The 16,077-nt window shown below is 66.4% G+C and carries 11 protein-coding genes; 6 read left to right on the top strand and 5 right to left on the bottom strand.

All coding sequences use genetic code 11. The features are described from left to right. Positions 1-2 precede the first annotated feature (2 nt). Positions 3-7,385, top strand: a complete 7,383-nt coding sequence (locus AAHH99_RS22635) for an AAA family ATPase (protein ID WP_418770700.1) — start codon at positions 3-5, stop codon at positions 7,383-7,385. A 9-nt stretch (positions 7,386-7,394) separates the two neighbouring features. After that, positions 7,395-7,808, top strand: coding sequence for a peptide-methionine (R)-S-oxide reductase MsrB (gene msrB, locus AAHH99_RS22640; protein ID WP_418770701.1), 414 nt, complete (start codon positions 7,395-7,397; stop codon positions 7,806-7,808). Positions 7,809-7,885: 77 nt separating this feature from the next. Here msrB and AAHH99_RS22645 read toward each other — a convergent pair whose 3' ends face one another. The 4 genes from AAHH99_RS22645 to hemE are packed head-to-tail and all read right to left on the bottom strand — an operon-like array spanning position 7,886 to position 11,341. Further along, the gene (locus tag AAHH99_RS22645) at positions 7,886-8,197 is read right to left on the bottom strand and encodes a hypothetical protein (protein ID WP_418770702.1); all 312 of its coding nucleotides are present in this window, start codon (positions 8,195-8,197) and stop codon (positions 7,886-7,888) included. 27 nt (positions 8,198-8,224) lie between these two features. Then, positions 8,225-8,920 (bottom strand): hydrogen peroxide-dependent heme synthase, encoded by a 696-nt coding sequence (hemQ, locus tag AAHH99_RS22650; protein ID WP_418770703.1) that lies wholly within the window; start codon positions 8,918-8,920, stop codon positions 8,225-8,227. A gap of 4 nt (positions 8,921-8,924) precedes the next feature. Continuing rightward, entirely contained in the window at positions 8,925-10,280 is a 1,356-nt protein-coding gene (locus AAHH99_RS22655; protein ID WP_418770704.1) for a protoporphyrinogen oxidase, read from the bottom strand. Beyond that, positions 10,277-11,341, bottom strand: a complete 1,065-nt coding sequence (gene hemE / locus AAHH99_RS22660) for a uroporphyrinogen decarboxylase (RefSeq protein ID WP_418770705.1) — start codon at positions 11,339-11,341, stop codon at positions 10,277-10,279. The genes AAHH99_RS22655 and hemE overlap by 4 nt, the downstream gene beginning before the upstream one ends. Before the next feature lie 164 nt (positions 11,342-11,505). Here hemE and AAHH99_RS22665 point away from each other — a divergent pair, with 164 nt between their 5' ends. Beyond that, a complete protein-coding gene (locus AAHH99_RS22665; protein ID WP_240630794.1) occupies positions 11,506-12,042 on the top strand; it encodes a DUF3000 domain-containing protein in 537 nt (178 codons plus the stop codon). A gap of 2 nt (positions 12,043-12,044) precedes the next feature. After that, on the top strand, positions 12,045-13,343 hold the full coding sequence (locus AAHH99_RS22670) for an HRDC domain-containing protein (protein ID WP_418770706.1): 1,299 nt from the start codon (positions 12,045-12,047) through the stop codon (positions 13,341-13,343). Here AAHH99_RS22670 and AAHH99_RS22675 read toward each other — a convergent pair. Beyond that, a complete protein-coding gene (locus AAHH99_RS22675) occupies positions 13,340-14,254 on the bottom strand; it encodes an alpha/beta fold hydrolase (protein ID WP_418770707.1) in 915 nt (304 codons plus the stop codon). The two genes, AAHH99_RS22670 and AAHH99_RS22675, sit on opposite strands and share 4 nt — an antisense overlap. A gap of 143 nt (positions 14,255-14,397) precedes the next feature. Between AAHH99_RS22675 and AAHH99_RS22680 the strand changes: the two genes are divergently transcribed. Together AAHH99_RS22680 and AAHH99_RS22685 are read left to right on the top strand one after the other, a co-directional pair. Continuing rightward, positions 14,398-15,072, top strand: coding sequence for a TetR/AcrR family transcriptional regulator (locus AAHH99_RS22680; RefSeq protein WP_418770708.1), 675 nt, complete (start codon positions 14,398-14,400; stop codon positions 15,070-15,072). Continuing rightward, positions 15,069-15,926 (top strand): class I SAM-dependent methyltransferase, encoded by an 858-nt coding sequence (locus AAHH99_RS22685; RefSeq protein WP_418770709.1) that lies wholly within the window; start codon positions 15,069-15,071, stop codon positions 15,924-15,926. The genes AAHH99_RS22680 and AAHH99_RS22685 overlap by 4 nt, the downstream gene beginning before the upstream one ends. Positions 15,927-16,077: the final 151 nt, after the last annotated feature.

Genomic DNA, 16,077 nt, shown 5'->3' on the forward strand with positions numbered 1-16,077 from the left:
ACATGGCTGAGAGCCGGCGCGCCTGCGCCTCCTGCGGGACGACGAACGAAGAGGACGCGCGCTTCTGTGAGGGCTGCGGCGCATCGCTGGCGCGGGTGTGCGCGACATGTGGGCTGGGAGCGAAGGCGACCGCACGGTTCTGCCGCGGCTGTGGCACGCCACTGGAGGGACAGGCGGCCGTAGCGGCGGACGTGCCCGTTGCGGGTCCGGCACGTAAAACGGTGACAGTGATGTTCGCCGATCTGGCCGGATCCACCACGTTCGAGGAACAGGTCGACGCGGAGACCGCCCGCGACGTGATCGGCCGCTATCACGACCTGCTGCGGTCGACCGCACAGCGGCACCAGGCGGGTACGACCAAGTACATTGGGGACGGGTTCATGGCCGTCTGGGGTGTTCCCGAGATCGGACCCGAGGACGCCGTCAGCGCCGTCGACGCTGCCGTCGAACTGCAGGAACGATTCGTCGACTTGGCTGCCCAGGTCGCCAAGGCTCACGGGACCGAACTGGCGTTGCGAGTCGCCGTCAACACGGGTGAAGTTGTCGTCGGGGCGGGCGACGCCGACCTGGTGGGTGACGCCCTGAACGTCGGCGCCCGCCTCGAAGCCGAATGCCCTCGTGGCCAAATCGTGGTCGGCGAGGAGACCTGGCGGGCGACGCGAAGTCGATACGGCTACGAGTCGCTCGGCCGGGTGCAGGTGAAAGGCCGTAGCGCTCCGGTCGCGGTGTACCAGTGGCTCGGACTGCAGCCAGACGCGGCGGACGCCGCTCCGTTCGTCGGTCGATCGCAGGAAGTGCGGCGGCTTCAGAGACTGCTGGACGACGCGATTGCGGCGCGTGCAGCCCGACTGATGACCGTCATCGGCGACCCAGGCGTCGGCAAGAGCCGACTGGCAGCGGAATTCATTGCTGCCCAGACTAATACGCATGTAATCCAGTCTCGATGTGCGGTCGACGGGGCCGTTGCGCTTGCACCGATCGTCGAGATGCTGCGTGCCCGCGATCTCGAAACCGACATACCAGCGGAAGTATCGGAGCGGGATCGTCTGTTGCGTGACCTTCACGGTCTGGCCACCGGCGTACCCGGCTCGGTCGAGGAAAACTTCTGGGCACTTCGCAGATTCATCGAAGTGCTGGCGGGAAGCGGTCGGGTCGTGTTCGTGCTCGACGACATCCAGTGGGCCGACAGCCTCCTACTCGACTTCATCGAGCACCTCGTCGAGTGGATCAAAGAAGTGCCAGTACTCGTGCTTGCGCTGGCACGACCTGAGCTGCGCGAGATTCGTCCCGATCTCGTCGCCGCGAGCCGTTGGGTCGCCGACACCATACACCTCGACGGCCTTGACGCCGGCGCGACCGCGGAACTCGCCGCCAAGGTCTTGGGGGCCACCGAGCTGCCCGCCGAACTGCTACATCGGCTGCCGTCGTCCACCGGCGGCAATCCCCTGTTCGTAAGGGAATTCGTCGGAATGCTCGCGCACGACGGCGTTCTCGTAGAGCAGCCGACCGGCTGGGAACTCACGATCGACGTCGACGCCATCACCATCCCACCGACGATTCACGCCCTGCTCGCGTCGCGACTGGAACGTCTCGACCCCGTCGACCGCCGCGTACTCGAGATCGCCTCGGTGGTGGGTAGCGACTTCTCGGTCGATATGGTGCGCGCGCTCGCCGGCGGTCAGGCGGATGCAATCAAGGTGTCGCTCAACCGACTTCGTCGTCTCGAACTCGCTCAGCCCACGGGCACCTACGTCGGCGACGAGGCTGTGTGGGGATTCCATCACGTGCTCATCCGCGACGTCGCCTACCGGCGACTGTTGAAGTCGGACCGCGCGGAACTGCACGAACGACTGGCCGACTGGATCGAGGCGGGCGGACCCAGCGTCGCGTTCGAAGCCGACGAGATGATCGCACGACATTTGGAAGCCGCTCACACCTATCGACGCGAACTAGGCGAATTCACCGAGCACACGAACGATCTGGCTTTGCTTGCCGCGCGCCATTACTCGACGTCCGCGCGGCGTTCGCTCGACCGCGACGAGTTGATCTCGGCGGGCACCCAGGCGGCGCGGGGTGCGGATCTCGCGGCGGCAGACGACGCGGTGCGCGCCGAGCTCCTACTGACAGGCTGCGAAGCGTTTCTGTCCGCGGGCGACGTCGTCGCCGGAGCGGGGCTCGTCGACGAGCTCGAACGCATTGCGGGCGAAGGCTTGGCGCCATGGGCGACGTGCTACCGGTGCCAATTCGGCGTATATACGGACCCGGAGCGGTTACTGGACTACGACAGCCGCCTGCAGGGTGCCATCGATGAGTTCGCCCACCGCGCCGACCCCGCCGGACTGGCCAAGGCGCATCGCGTGCGAGCGAGCGCACGGCTGCGTCTGGGCCGGGTCGGCGATGGTGAACTCGACCTGTTCGAGGCGTTGATCGCGGCGCGCCAGAGTGGAGACCACCGGCAGATCACCGCGGCGTTGGGGGCGGCGCCGGGTGCGGCGCTGTGGGGGCCGAGCCCGGTACCGAAGGCCGGCGGCCGTTGTCTTGACGTGGTGCGAATGCAGCGGATGACGACCGCCGCGCCCTCGCTCGAGGCGACGTCGTTGCGGCATCTGGCCGTCCTGGAACTGCTGCGCGGCCGCCCCGACAAGGCGCGCAAGATGCTTGGCGAGGCTCGCCAGATAGTGGCCGACCTCGGCCTGCGGCACGGCCTGATGGAAACGGAGCTGTTCGCCGGGATCATCGAGTTGATGAGTGGTGACCCCGTCGCGGCGGAGCCCCACTTTCGGACGGCTCTACAAGGGCTCGACGCGTTGGGCGTCGGCGCCGACGCGGGGCAAGCCGCCGCCCTATTGGCGAGATCCGTTCTTGCGCAGGGCCGCATCGAAGAGGCCGACCAGTACGCAGCAGAGAGCGAGCGCCTCGCGGGCCATAACCTCAAGACGGCGATCGCCTGGCGCGCGGTGCGGGCCGAGATCCTCTCGGCGCGGGGCCAGCATGATCAGGCGGTCGCGACGGCTCAGGACGCGGTTGCGGTCGCGGGCGGGACAGACATCGTGCTCGACCACGCCGAGGCCTGCCTCGCGTTGAGCCGTGTGCTAGACGCCGCTGGGAATATCAGCGGAGCTGATGCCGCTCGCTGCGAGGCCCAGGCGCTGTACACCGCAAAGGAAGTGGCGACCTCGGTTGGCCACGCGTCGACGCCTGCAATCTCACCACCGAAGGAGCCCACCCGGACAGGGTTGCCCGACGCCGAGAAGCAGCCGCCGACGACGAGTCGGCTTGCGGTGACTAATGAGTCATGTGCCTACTTGCCGGCGTTCATTAGAGCGACTGAGGCACGTGACGTCGAGGGTGCCCTCGACTGGTTCTCGGAGGGGTTCGTCTATGACGACCGGCGCCGGCTCAGTGGTGACCCCGTAGTCGGCATCGACGCCATGCGAACAGCGGTCACTAGAGTTTCGGAACAGTTCACACATTTCGAGCATCGCGTGCTCGCGGTCCGCGGGGAACGGTTGCATCTTCTCTGGAGTCGCTGGACAGACGACCACGGAAATATGTCGATCGCGCTCTACGTGAACGAGACCGGCGCAGACGGGCGTATCGAATATCGCATTCGTTTCGACGAGGACGACTTCGACAACGCTTACCGCGAACTGGAACGCCGGTACTACACCGGCGAGGGCGCGGAGTTCGCCGAGGCGGGTGCTGTCACGACCGAATGGATCGCCGCGCTCAATCAACATGACTACGACCGATTGATCGGAGAGCTCACCTCCCCCTCCTATCGCCTCGCGAACCGGTCGAGCTCTGTCTTCGGCCACCGCACCGCAACGGATGTCAGACGTTCCTTTGAGGACTTCGACGCCGCGGTACGTTCGTCCCGGTCCTGGGAGGCCGCCGTGTGCTGGCTGTCGCCGACAGTGGCGATCTTCCACTTCGAGCGCGAGGCAACTGACCGCGACGGCGAGCCATATTCGTGGACATGGCTTGACGTCTGCGAGATTCGCGGCGGCCGGGTCGCCTCCGCGTGTCGGTTCGACCTCGACGACGAGGATGCGGCGTTCGCTTACGCCGAGGAACGGGTTGGGGCCGCCACCAGCCGGCTCAGGATCTCAAATAGAGCAAGCGAGGAGGCCGAACTCGGATGGCGGGCACTGCTGGCGGGGGATTTCGGCGGCGGCGTTGCCCGATCATCAGATCAGTTGGTATATGACGATCGGCGGCAGTTGAGCGGTGACCCGATTGAGGGTCTCGCGGAGCTGCGCGCGGCTTCAAGGCGCATCTTCGAGCAGTATCCCTACTGCGAGTGGCGCACTCTGGCGGTCCGCGGCGAGCGACTGGAACTGCGGTCGAGCCGTTGGTGGGACGATGCGGGCAACGAGATGGGCGGCCTCCACCTTCAAGAAGTCGACGACGACGGGCTCACCGTCTATCACGGACGGTTCGACGAGGATGACTTCGAAAGTGCCTACCGCGAACTCGAACGGCGCTACTACGCAGGTGAAGGCGCCGCGTTCGCCGAAGCGGGTGCCATATCGGCGGAGTATTCGATCGCGCTGGACCACGGAGACTTCGACCGAGTATTCGGCGAGCTGTTCGCCGCGGACATGCGCGTGGAGAACAGGTCAAGTTCACCGTTTCCGGACCGTACCCTCGAAAACCTTCGCGCTAGTTACGAAGATCTGCATTCGAGGGTTCTATCGTCGCGAACGTGGTTCTCAGTGGTGCACTGGCTGTCACCGAATTGCGCCGTTGTGCGGTTCGAACGCGAGGCGATTGGACAGGACCAGGAAAGTTACTCGTGGACATGGCTTCACGTAACTGAGTGGCACGCGGGCCGCGTCGTCTTGATCTGTCGCTTCGACCTCGAGGACGAAGATGCAGCGTTCGCTTACGCCGAGGAACGGGTACGCGCCACCACCAGCCGACTCGCTGTCACGAACCGGGCCAGTGAGCGGGTCGACAACGCCTGGCGCCAAGGGACGGCCGGTCATGTTGACAGCGCGATGGCGTTGTTCTCGGATCGGTTTAGATACGACGACCGGCGACGGTTGAGCGGCAACCCGTTCCAGGGCCCCAGTGGATTGCGTGCCGCCGCCGCGCGCATCAACGAGCAGTACCCGCACTCCGAATGGCGCACCCTGGCGGTCCGCGGTGACCGACTGGAGCTCCGCTGGAGTCGCTGGTGGGATGACGCCGGGAACGAAACGGTCAGTCTGAATGTCCACGAGGTCGACGATGAATGGCGCGTCGTCTACCACGGCCGGTTCGATGAAGACGATTTCGAAGGTGCCTACCGCGAACTCGGCCGTCGGTATTGGGCCGCCGAGGGCGCCGCGATCGCCGAATCGGCGTCTCTGGTAGACGAATTCATGCGTGCTACCGACAAAGGAGACTTCGACCTGGCTTTCGGACAGCTCGCCAGCCCCGAGCTGCGCGCACACAACAAGTCAAGCTCAGCATTCGCGGACCGGTCGGCAGGCGATCTGCGCGCCAGCTTGGAACAACTCAGTTCGATGGTTGCCTCGAATCGCTCGTGGATCGCGGTCGAGCGTTACCTGTCGCCGGAGGTCGGGGTCGTCCGCCACGAACGCGAAGGCATCGGTCACGATGGCGAGTTGTATTCCTGGACACGAATTCTGGTGGGAGAGGTCCGCGACGGTCGAATTCGATCGATGTGCCAGTTCGAGTTGTACGACGAGGCGGCGGCGTTCGCTCACGCCGAGGAGCTGTTGGACGCGTCCGCCAGCCGGCTGGCCGTCACCAACAGAGCCAGCCGAATTTGGCATTCGGTGCGAGCGGCGATGGAAGCCGGTGACGCGGATCGCGCCGCCGCTTCGTTCGCCGATTCGTATGTCTACGACGATCGATGGGCGATGGCGGGCAGCCCTCCAGTCGACGTTCGAACTGCGTGTGAGGAAATCCTTGCGCAGTACTCGATCTTCGAGGGTGAGACCCTGGCGGTTCGGGGTGATTCGCTGCAGCTGTCGCGAACACGATGGGCGGACGACGCCGGATTCGAGACGCAGTACCTGCACGTCATCGAAATCGACGAGGACGGCCTCGTCTGCTATTACGGCCGATTCGGCGACGACGATTTCGAGAGCGCCTACCGTGAATTCGAGCGCCGCTACTGCATAGGCGAGGGCGCGGCGGTCGCAGAGGCAGAGACGACACTTGCGGCGTACCCGCTCGGCTTCATGAACGGCGACATCAACGGAGTCTTCGACAGGCTCGCTGCCGAAGAGTTTCGACTCGTTGACCGGTCGCGATCGGTCTTCGGCGACCGCTCGGTCGCTGACTTTCGCGCGACTTACGACGAACTATTCGCCATGGCGTCCTCGCTGCGGGTGTGGCACGGCGCCGCCTGTTGGCTGTCGCCAGCGGTGGTCGTGGCTCGTTTCGAGCAGACCGTCGTCGGACCGGACGACGAGCGGTATGCATGGACGCATATTGATGTTGCCGAAATCCAGGGCGGGAAGTTCCTCTCGGTCTCTTTGTTCGAAATCGACGATGAAGACGCGGCATTCGCCTACGCCGACGAACTCGTCCACGCGACGGCCAGTGGGCTGTCGTTGACCAATCGCGCGACAAAGACTTTCGATTCCCAGTGGAAGACCCTGCAAGCACGGGATATTGATGCCGCTACAGCGCTATTCGCCTATCCGCTCGTTTACGACGATCGGCGGCGCTTGCAGGGTAATCCACTCGGAGATACACGCACCGCCCTTGAGCGGCTGCTGAATGATTACACGTCGTTCGAAGGCCGCACGCTGGCGGTACGCGGAGAATCTCTGCACCTCGGCTTGGTGCGGTGGTCGAACGAGGATGGCTTCGAGGCGTGCTACCTGATGGTCCAAGAGGTCGATGACGTCGGGCGAATCGTGTATCACGGCCGCTTCGACGAGGACGACTTCGAAAGCGCCTACCGCGAACTCACGCGGCGGTACTGCGCCGGCGAAGGAGCGGCCGTCGCCGCGGGCACAGCGCACACCGCCGAGTTTCTGATGGCTCTGAACCAACGAAACTGGGATCGGGTGTTCGGCGAGCTGACGGATCCGGACATGCATGCGCTGAGCCGATCCAGCTCGGGCTTTCCCGACCGCTCGGCCGCCGAACTCCGCGCAAGCTACGAGGACTTGTGTGCAATGGTCGCCTGGGTGCGGTCGTGGCACTCGGCGGAACATTGGGTGTCACCCACAGTGGCGGTGACTCGTCACGAGCGCGAGGCCATGGGGCGTGACGGCGAACGATACGCGTGGACCCGGCTCATCGTGGGCGAGTTTCGCGACGGACGCGCCACCCACATGTGCGAGTTCGACGTCGACGACGAGGCCGCCGCGTTCGCCTACGCCGAGGAGCGGGTGCGTCGCGCAGAAAATCGCTAGCGTGGAGGCATGACCACACCGGCCCCCAAACTTCAGCTGACCGATGACGAGTGGCGCAAGAAGCTGAGCCCCGAGGAGTTCCACGTCCTGCGCGAGGCCGGCACCGAGCGCCCGTTCACCGGCGAGTACACCGACACCAAGACCGAGGGCGTCTACGCGTGCCGCGCCTGCGGCGCCGAGCTGTTCCGCAGTAGCGAGAAGTTCGAATCCCATTGCGGCTGGCCGTCGTTCTTCGACCCCGCCGACTCCGACGCCGTCATCCTGCGCACCGACGACTCTCTCGGGATGCACCGCGTCGAGGTGCTCTGCGCCAACTGCCACAGCCACCTTGGCCACGTCTTCGAGGGCGAGGGCTACCCCACCCCGACCGACCAGCGCTACTGCATCAACTCGATCTCGCTGCGGCTCAAGCCGACGTCCTGACGCGAAGTCGCATTCCAGCAGGGCTTTACTCGAAAAAGTTCTGCTGGAATGCCATTTCGGCGCGACGGCGCAAAGAGCTACGCCGGGTAGACGGCGAACTCGGCCCGGTCCTCGGTATCGGCGACGCACTGGAACAGCAGCGGCGCCGTCATCGCGTTACCGGAGTAACAGGTAAACGGGCCGATGACCTGGTATTTGTCGCCGTTCGGGTCGTACTGCCTGGCGTAGTCCGACGCGGTGATGCAGTCGATGTCACCGGCCGTGATGTCGATGACCTGACCGAACCGCGGCGCGCACTTCTCGCTGTCTGGAGCCTGCGCCAACCCCATCGGCGCCGCCGCCAACGCCCCGATCGACATCGCCGCACATAGCAGCACCTGTGTCCTCATCGGTCAATGATGACCGAGCCCCGCCGATTACGGCAGGCGATCGACCAACTGCTCCGCGCTGATCCGCGGACCGGTGAAGAACGGCGTCTCCTCGCGGACATGCCGCCGCGCATCCGTGGCACGCAGATCACGCATCAGGTCGACGATGCGGTGCAGTTCCGGCGCCTCGAACGCCAGGATCCACTCGTAGTCGCCCAACGCGAACGCCGGGACGGTGTTGGCTCGCACGTCCTTGTAGCCGCGCGCCGCCATGCCGTGTTCGGAAAGCATGCGGCGGCGCTCCTCGTCGGGCAGCAGATACCAGTCCAGCGACCGCACGAAGGGATACACGCAGATGTAGTTCCCCGGCTCCTCGCCCGCCAGGAACGCCGGAATGTGGCTCTTGTTGAACTCCGCGGGACGGTGCAATGCGACGTTGCTCCACACCGGATTGCTGGCGCGACCCAAGGCGGTGGTGCGCCGGAAGTCGGCGTAGGTGGCCTGCAGCGCCTCGACGTTGTCGGCGTGTGTCCAGATCATGAAGTCGGCGTCGGCGCGCATACCCGCGATGTCGTACAGGCCGCGCACCACGACGCCGCGCTCCTCCTGCTGCTTGAGGAACGTCGCGGTCTCGTCGACGACCGCGCCACGCTCCTCTCCCAGTTCCCCGGGCCGCACGGCGAACACCGAGAACATCAGGTAGCGAAGGGTCGAGTTGAGCGTGTCGTAGTCGAGCTTGGCCATGGCTCTATCGTGCCACGCGCGTGGTGACCAGCGACGCCACCGCCCTGGTGGCCGCCGACACACACGCCGGTACGCCGATGCCGTCCAGATAGCCGCCTGCGACCGCGATCGTCGGCGGCAGTCCCGAGCGCAACTCGGCGACCAGCGCGCCGTGACCGGGCCCGTACTGCGGCATCGCGTCGATCCACCGCTGCACGTGGTAGTCGACGGGCTCGGTCCTGACACCGAAGAGCGTGGCGAGATCCTCGGCCGCCCACATGAGCAGTTCCTCGTCGCCCACGCTGCGGGCCAGGTTGTCGCCGAACCGCCCGAAGGAGAGCCGGACCAACTCGACGCTGCCCCGCTGGCCCCATTTGCGCGATGTCAGCGTGACCGCCTTCGACCGCAGTCGTTCACCGCTTGCCACCAACACGCCGGACTGCTGCGGTAACGGCGTACCGCCCGGCAACGCCAACGCCACCAACGCCGTCGACGCCACCGGGATGCGCCCAGCCGCGGCCGCACTTCGGGGAGCGACCTCCGCGACCAGCCGCGCCAGCCGGGGCGCAGGCACGGCGAGCACGACCGCGTCGGCGTGGTAGCGGGCGCCCTCGTCGTCGACGAGTTCCCACCCCCGCGCGCCGCGGTGCAGCCCTTCGACGGTGACCTGCTGCCACTGTGCGCCGGCGCGCCGGACGAGCTCGTCGATCAGCACCCGGTAGCCGCCGTCGACCGCGCCGAAGACCGACCCGGTGACCGGCGGCGGCGCCGCGTCCCGAACAGCCTCGGTGAGGTTTCTCGCGCCGCGGTCAAGGGCCACAGCCAACGTCGGCACCGCCGAACGAACCCCGATCGTCGCCGCATTGCCTGCGTAGACACCGGCCAGCAGGGGTTCGACCGAACGGGTGATCACCTGCTCACCGAACCGGTCGCCGACCAGCTCGGCAACAGACGGGTCGGCGCCTGGGCGCCACGAGAACGGGCGATTGGGTTCACCGTGCATCCAGGCGATCGTCGCCTCGTCCACCAGCCCCGCCAGTGCCGACGGTTTCGCCGGTATCCCCTGCAGCGTGCCGGTGGGCAGCGGATGCAGCCTTGCCTGGCTGTAGATCAGCGGGCGCGCGCCGGTGGTGCCGATCTGGCGGTTCGCCAGGCCCAGCTCGGCCAGCAAGGCAGGGACTTCGGGTCGACGCGCGACGAACGCCTCCGCGCCCACGTCCATCGGTTGGCCGCCGATCCGCTCGGTGCGCAATACGCCGCCGAGCCGGTCGGCGGGGTCGAACAGCGTGATCGACGCGTCGGGACCTGCCGCCACGCGCAGGCGATACGCGGCGACGAGACCTGAGATCCCTCCGCCAACAACGCAATACGCCGTACTCACAGCGAATGCACCAGCGCCACCACTTCAGTGATCACCTCGGGATCGGTGGCCGGGAGCACGCCGTGCCCGAGGTTGAACACATGCCCTGCGGCGCCCGCATCGATCGCCCGCCTGCCGTCGTCGACGACCGCACGCGCGGCGCGTTCGGCCACCGGCAGGCCGGCCAGCAGCACCACCGGGTCCAGGTTGCCCTGCAACGCCGTCCCCGGGACCACTCGGGCGGCGGCGTCGGACAGCGACGTGCGCCAGTCGACCCCGACCACCGCCGGGGCGCCGTGTCCGGAGGCCGCCTCCGACATCGCGCCCAGCAGTTCGGCGGTACCGACACCGAAGTGGGTCATCGGCACTCCGGCGGCGGCCAGCGTCGCGAACACCCGGGTGCTGTGCGGCAGTACGTAGCTGCGGTAGTCGGCCAGCGACAGCGTCCCCGCCCATGAGTCGAACACCTGGATCGCATCGACACCCGCGTCCACCTGAACCTGCAGGAACGCGATCGTCACCTCGGTCAGCGCGGTCATCAGCGCGTGCCACGTCTCGGGTTCCCCGAGCATCATCGCCTTGGTGCGTTCGTGATTACGGCTCGGTCCGCCCTCGACCAGATAGGAAGCCAGAGTGAAGGGCGCGCCCGCGAACCCGATCAGCGGCACGTCACCGAGTTCGGACACCAGCGTCGCGACGGCCTGAGCGACCGGCGCGACCTGCTCCCGCTCCAGCGGTCTCATCTCCGCGATGTCGGCGGCAGTGCGAATCGGGTGCTCGATCACCGGGCCGACGTCGGGAACGATGTCGAGGTCGATGCCCGAGGCCCGCAACGGCACCACGATGTCGGAGAACAGGATCGCGGCGTCGACGCCGTGCCTGCGGATCGGCTGCAGGGTGATCTCGGTGATCAGCTCGGCGTCGAAGCAGGCCTGCATCATCGTGTTCTTTGCTCGCAGTGCGCGGTACTCGGGCAGCGAACGGCCCGCCTGCCGCATGAACCACACCGGCACGCGGCCGGGTTTGCGGCCGCGGGCGGCGGCCAGATAGGCGGAGTCGGGCAGCTCACGGCGTGTGTTCATCGCTGTCAATGCTGCCATGCGGACCGGGCGGCGCCCGTTTCGCCTCGACCGGATCGGTGCCCAACAAGATCGGCGCGCCACGCGCACAGACCTGCTCGAATGGTCTAGCGTCAAACGTCGTGACCACCGCCGAACCGGCTCAGTTCCGTGAAGCGGTGGCGGCGATGAATGCCACCACCGTCCGCCCGGAGATCGAGCTCGGCCCGATCCGTCCGCCGCAGCGGCTGGCGCCGTTCAGCTATGCGCTGGGCGCAGAGGTCCGCCATCCCGAAACGGCGATCGTGCCGGAGCGCTCGGAGGGTGACGCATTCGGCCGCCTGATCCTGCTGCACGATCCCGAGGGCGCCGACGCCTGGGACGGCACCATGCGCCTGGTCGCTTACATCCAGGCCGATCTGGACTCCAGCGAAGCCGTCGACCCGCTGCTGCCCGAGGTCGCGTGGAGCTGGCTCGTCGACGCCCTTGCGGAGCGCGCGGAGCACGTCACCGCCCTTGGCGGCACCGTCACCGCCACCACGTCGGTGCGCTACGGCGACATCTCCGGCCCGCCCCGGGCCCACCAGTTGGAACTGCGTGCCTCATGGACGGCGACGACGCTGGATTTGGGCCCGCACGTCGAGGCGTTCTGTGAGGTGCTCGAGCATGCCGCAGGGCTGCCGCCGCAGGGCGTCACCGACCTCGGCTCCCGCACCCGCGCTTGACGATGCCCGATCCCGACGAGGCCCTCCCGGAGGCAGCCGCGCCCGAAGAGGCCGAGCCGGAGGCGACGCCGCTGCTAGTGCCCCGCGACGGCGTTCCCGCGCTGTCGACCAGTGTCAGTGAGATCCGCAAGGCCGCCGAGTTGCTGGCGTCCGGCCACGGCCCGTTCGCGGTCGACGCCGAGCGCGCCTCGGGGTTCCGCTACTCCAACCGTGCCTACCTCGTCCAGATCCGACGCGACGGCGCCGGCACCGTGTTGATCGACCCAGTGAGCCACGGCGCCGATCCCGTCGATGCGCTGGCGCCCGTGGCAGAGGTGCTGGCCACCGACGAATGGGTGCTGCACGCCGCCGACCAAGATCTGCCGTGTCTGGCCGAACTCGGCATCCGTCCGGTCCGCTTGTACGACACGGAGTTGGCGGGCCGACTCGCCGGATACGACAAGGTCAACCTCGCGGCTATGGTGCAGCGGCTGCTGGGCCTGCAGCTCATGAAGGGCCACGGCGCCGCCGATTGGTCCAAGCGGCCGCTTCCCGACGAATGGCTCAACTACGCCGCTCTCGATGTGGAGGTGCTCGTCGACCTGCGCGACGCGGTCGCCGCGGTACTCGGGGAACAAGGCAAGACCGAATGGGCGGCACAGGAATTCGAGCACCTCAGGAAGTTCGAGGCGGCACCGACCCGTCGGGACCGCTGGCGACGCACGTCGGGCATCCACAAGATCCGCGACGCCCGCGCGCTGGCCGCCGTGCGCGAACTGTGGACCACCCGTGACCACATCGCGCAGCGCCGCGACATCGCGCCAGGCCGGATCCTGCCCGACTCGGCCATCATCAACGCCGCCACCACCGACCCCCACACCGTTGAAAAGTTGACGGCGCTACCGATATTCGGCGGCAACCGGCAGCGCCGCAGCGCCAAGGTGTGGCTGGACGCGCTCGCCCGGGCCCGCACCACGCAGGACCTGCCGACATCGCAGGAGCCGCCGAACGGTCCTCCCCCCGCGTCCCGGTGGGCCAGGCGCAAACCCGAAGCCGCCGCCCGACTGGATGCGGTGCGCGCCGCGCTCACCGATGTGTCGCAACGGGTTTCAGTGCCCACCGAGAATCTACTCTCCCCCGAAACCGTGCGCCGGTTGTGTTGGGACTGGGAGCCCGTCGACGACAGGGTGAACGTGATCGAGGCCTTTCTGCGCGACGCGGGCGCGCGGCCATGGCAACGCGAGTTGACGGTGCCTCCGCTGGCTGAGGCGCTGACTAAGGCCGACGCTGCGCTTGCCGAACAGGAGTTGCCCGGACGCTAGGTGGTCACCTTCTCGACGTGAACCAGGAAGTGGCGCAACACTTCTTCGGGAGCCTCGAGTTGTGGCCAGTGTCCGATGTCGTCGGCGAGCATCACCACGTCGGCGCCGGGGATCACTTCGGCGTACCGACGCGCCATGTGTGCCCCGGAGTTCGGGTCGACGGGTCCGTCGATCAGGCGCATCGGCACCATGGTTCGGCGCATGGCACGCACCCACCGGTTGCGATGTGTGTACCGGTCGCCCAGGAATCGACCGACCTTGTGCAGCACGCGCTTACCGTCGTTGTATTCGAGAATCTGATGGAAGCGGTCCATCAGCTCGCGCGGTGGCTTCGTCTTCGGTCCGAACAGTTCGTCGAGCGTTCGCTCGAAAATCTTGCGCGACAGCGAACTGCGTCCCTGCAGCGGACTCATCAAGTCGCCCAACGGAGTTCCTGACATGAGCTTCTGCATGGTGCGCGGAGTGTAGGCCTCGTTGAACAACCCACCGTTGAGCCAGGTGATCGACTGATAACGCACCGACCCGTACGACTGCTGGCCGAACTCGCTGCGGGCCAAGAGTTCTTGGCCGACCGAGTCACCGAGGTCATGCGCCAGCACGTGACATTGCCCGACGTTCAGGTGCTCCAGCAGCGCCTCGTGGACATCGGCGTGATCGAGCACCGAGTATTCGTAGGCGACCGGTTTCGCCGAGAAGCCCATGCCGATCATGTCCGGTGCGATGACGGTGAAGCGATCGGTCAGCGTCGGCCACATCAGTGACCAGTCCGACGAGTTGAACGGATAGCCATGAATGGCCAGCAGCGTCGGCGCCTCACCCAGCGGCGGGCCGTCGATTCGGTAGAAGATCTCGAAGCCCAGGTAATCGAAGTAGTGGCCCGCGGCCTTCCAGCGCTCCAACTCGGCGTCCATCGCCGGAGCCTAGCTGGATTCGTCTTGGGGAGATCTATCTGCAGGGCGAGTGCCGCCGCCGAACGAGGCGGGTGGCGCAGGATGCGGGTCCCGAATACGATACAAACATAGCGTATACAATATGCTCATATAGTATCCAATACATGGGTACAGCATTCGTTCCCGGTCCACGATCCCCGGAAGACCTCACCGCACGGGCACGCATTCGGGACGCCGCCCTCGTCCAGTTCGCCGAGAGGGGGATCAGGGGCGCCACCATCAAGAGCATCGCCGAGCAGGCAGGCGTTTCCCCTGGATTGGTGCAGCACCATTTCGGCACCAAGGACAAACTGCGTGAGGCCTGCGACGCCGCGGTCGTGGAAATCTTCCGTCGGCGCACCGCGCAAGGGGCTCTGACCGGTGAAATCACCAACCGCCAGTTCATAGCGGACCTCTTCGAGGCCAGTCCGCTCCTGATCCGCTATCTCGCAAGAGCGGCCGTCGACGGTGGTCCGGCCGCGGCTGCGGTGCTGGACGAGCTGGCGGCGGGGGCACAAGAGTTCCTCACCCACACTTGGCCGGAGCGCTTCCCGCCCGGCTCGCGGCTGGCGCGCGACGCTGCAGCGGTCATGTGCGCCATGCATTCGGGTGTCCTGCTGCTCCACGACCAGCTGGCCAGACAGATGGGCAGTTCGCTGGAAGGCACGGACTCAACGCGGATCGGATTGGCCATGGTCGAGTTGTACGCCGCCATGGGCGAATTCGCGACGTCGGACGCCGCGACACAAATGACCGATGCCATCGTCCAATACCGCGACTCGAAGGAAGACACGAGATGACACCGACAATCGACGAGCTCACGCCGCTCGAGAAGACGCTGATGGTCACGCTGGCCGGGCGCGCAGCCGACGCCCGCAAGAAAAACCCGTTACTCGGTGATGAGTTGGCCGTTGAGGTGCTCAATCGGCTCGGCCCCTCCGGCGGTACCGTCAAACTGTCGGAAACCATCGAGATCGCCACCGCCGTCCGCAGCAAGATGCTGGACCGCCTGGTTACGACGTTCATCACCGACCACCCGGATGCGGTCGTGATAGAACTCGGCTGTGGGTTGGAAACGCGAATGCACCGCATCGCCCCACCCGACAGTGTCGACTGGTACGACGTGGATCTCCCAGATGTCATCGCGCTGCGCCGGCAGGTAATACCGGAACTCGACCGGTCGCATCCTGTCGCCGCCTCGCTCACCGGCAAACACTGGTTGGACAACATCCCATCGGACCGCCCTGTCATCGCCGTCGCCGACGGGGTGCTCGGTTTCTTCACCGAGGCCGACAACCGGCAGATTTTGCGCGCGCTCACCGCTCACTTCACCGCGGGCGGCGAACTGGCGCTGGTGGCCTACTCCCGGATCACCGCACGCCTGATGGGATCGTTGGGCGTGTTGCGGTCCGTCGGGATAGACAGAAGCTTCCGAGGATACGGCTTTGATGACCCACGCGATCTCGAGCGGCTCGACCCCAGTCTCGCCTTCGTCGAGGAACAGTTCGGCGCTCAGGCTCCCGAAGCATCGCGGCTTTCCTGGCCAGTCCGCATTCTTGCGAAATGGTTCACCCGATGGAAGGCCCAAGCTCGGCGAGGTGTCTGGGTGCTGCGGTATCGCTTTCCACCCCGACGAGCGTGCACGAATTGCTGAAAGTGCGCGGCGTGTCGTGAACAGACACCTTCGTAACTGGTTGATGTCAAGGGTGGTTGGGGTGGCCCGCTGGGTCCTGGTCTCAACGTAGTTCGTCAAACGGGTTCTTCCCGACTGCGTTCAATCGAGTTCATCAGGGCGGCGGGGCCTG

The sequence above is a fragment of the Mycobacterium neumannii genome, assembly GCF_048452905.1.
GTDB classification, from domain to species: domain Bacteria; phylum Actinomycetota; class Actinomycetes; order Mycobacteriales; family Mycobacteriaceae; genus Mycobacterium; species Mycobacterium neumannii_B.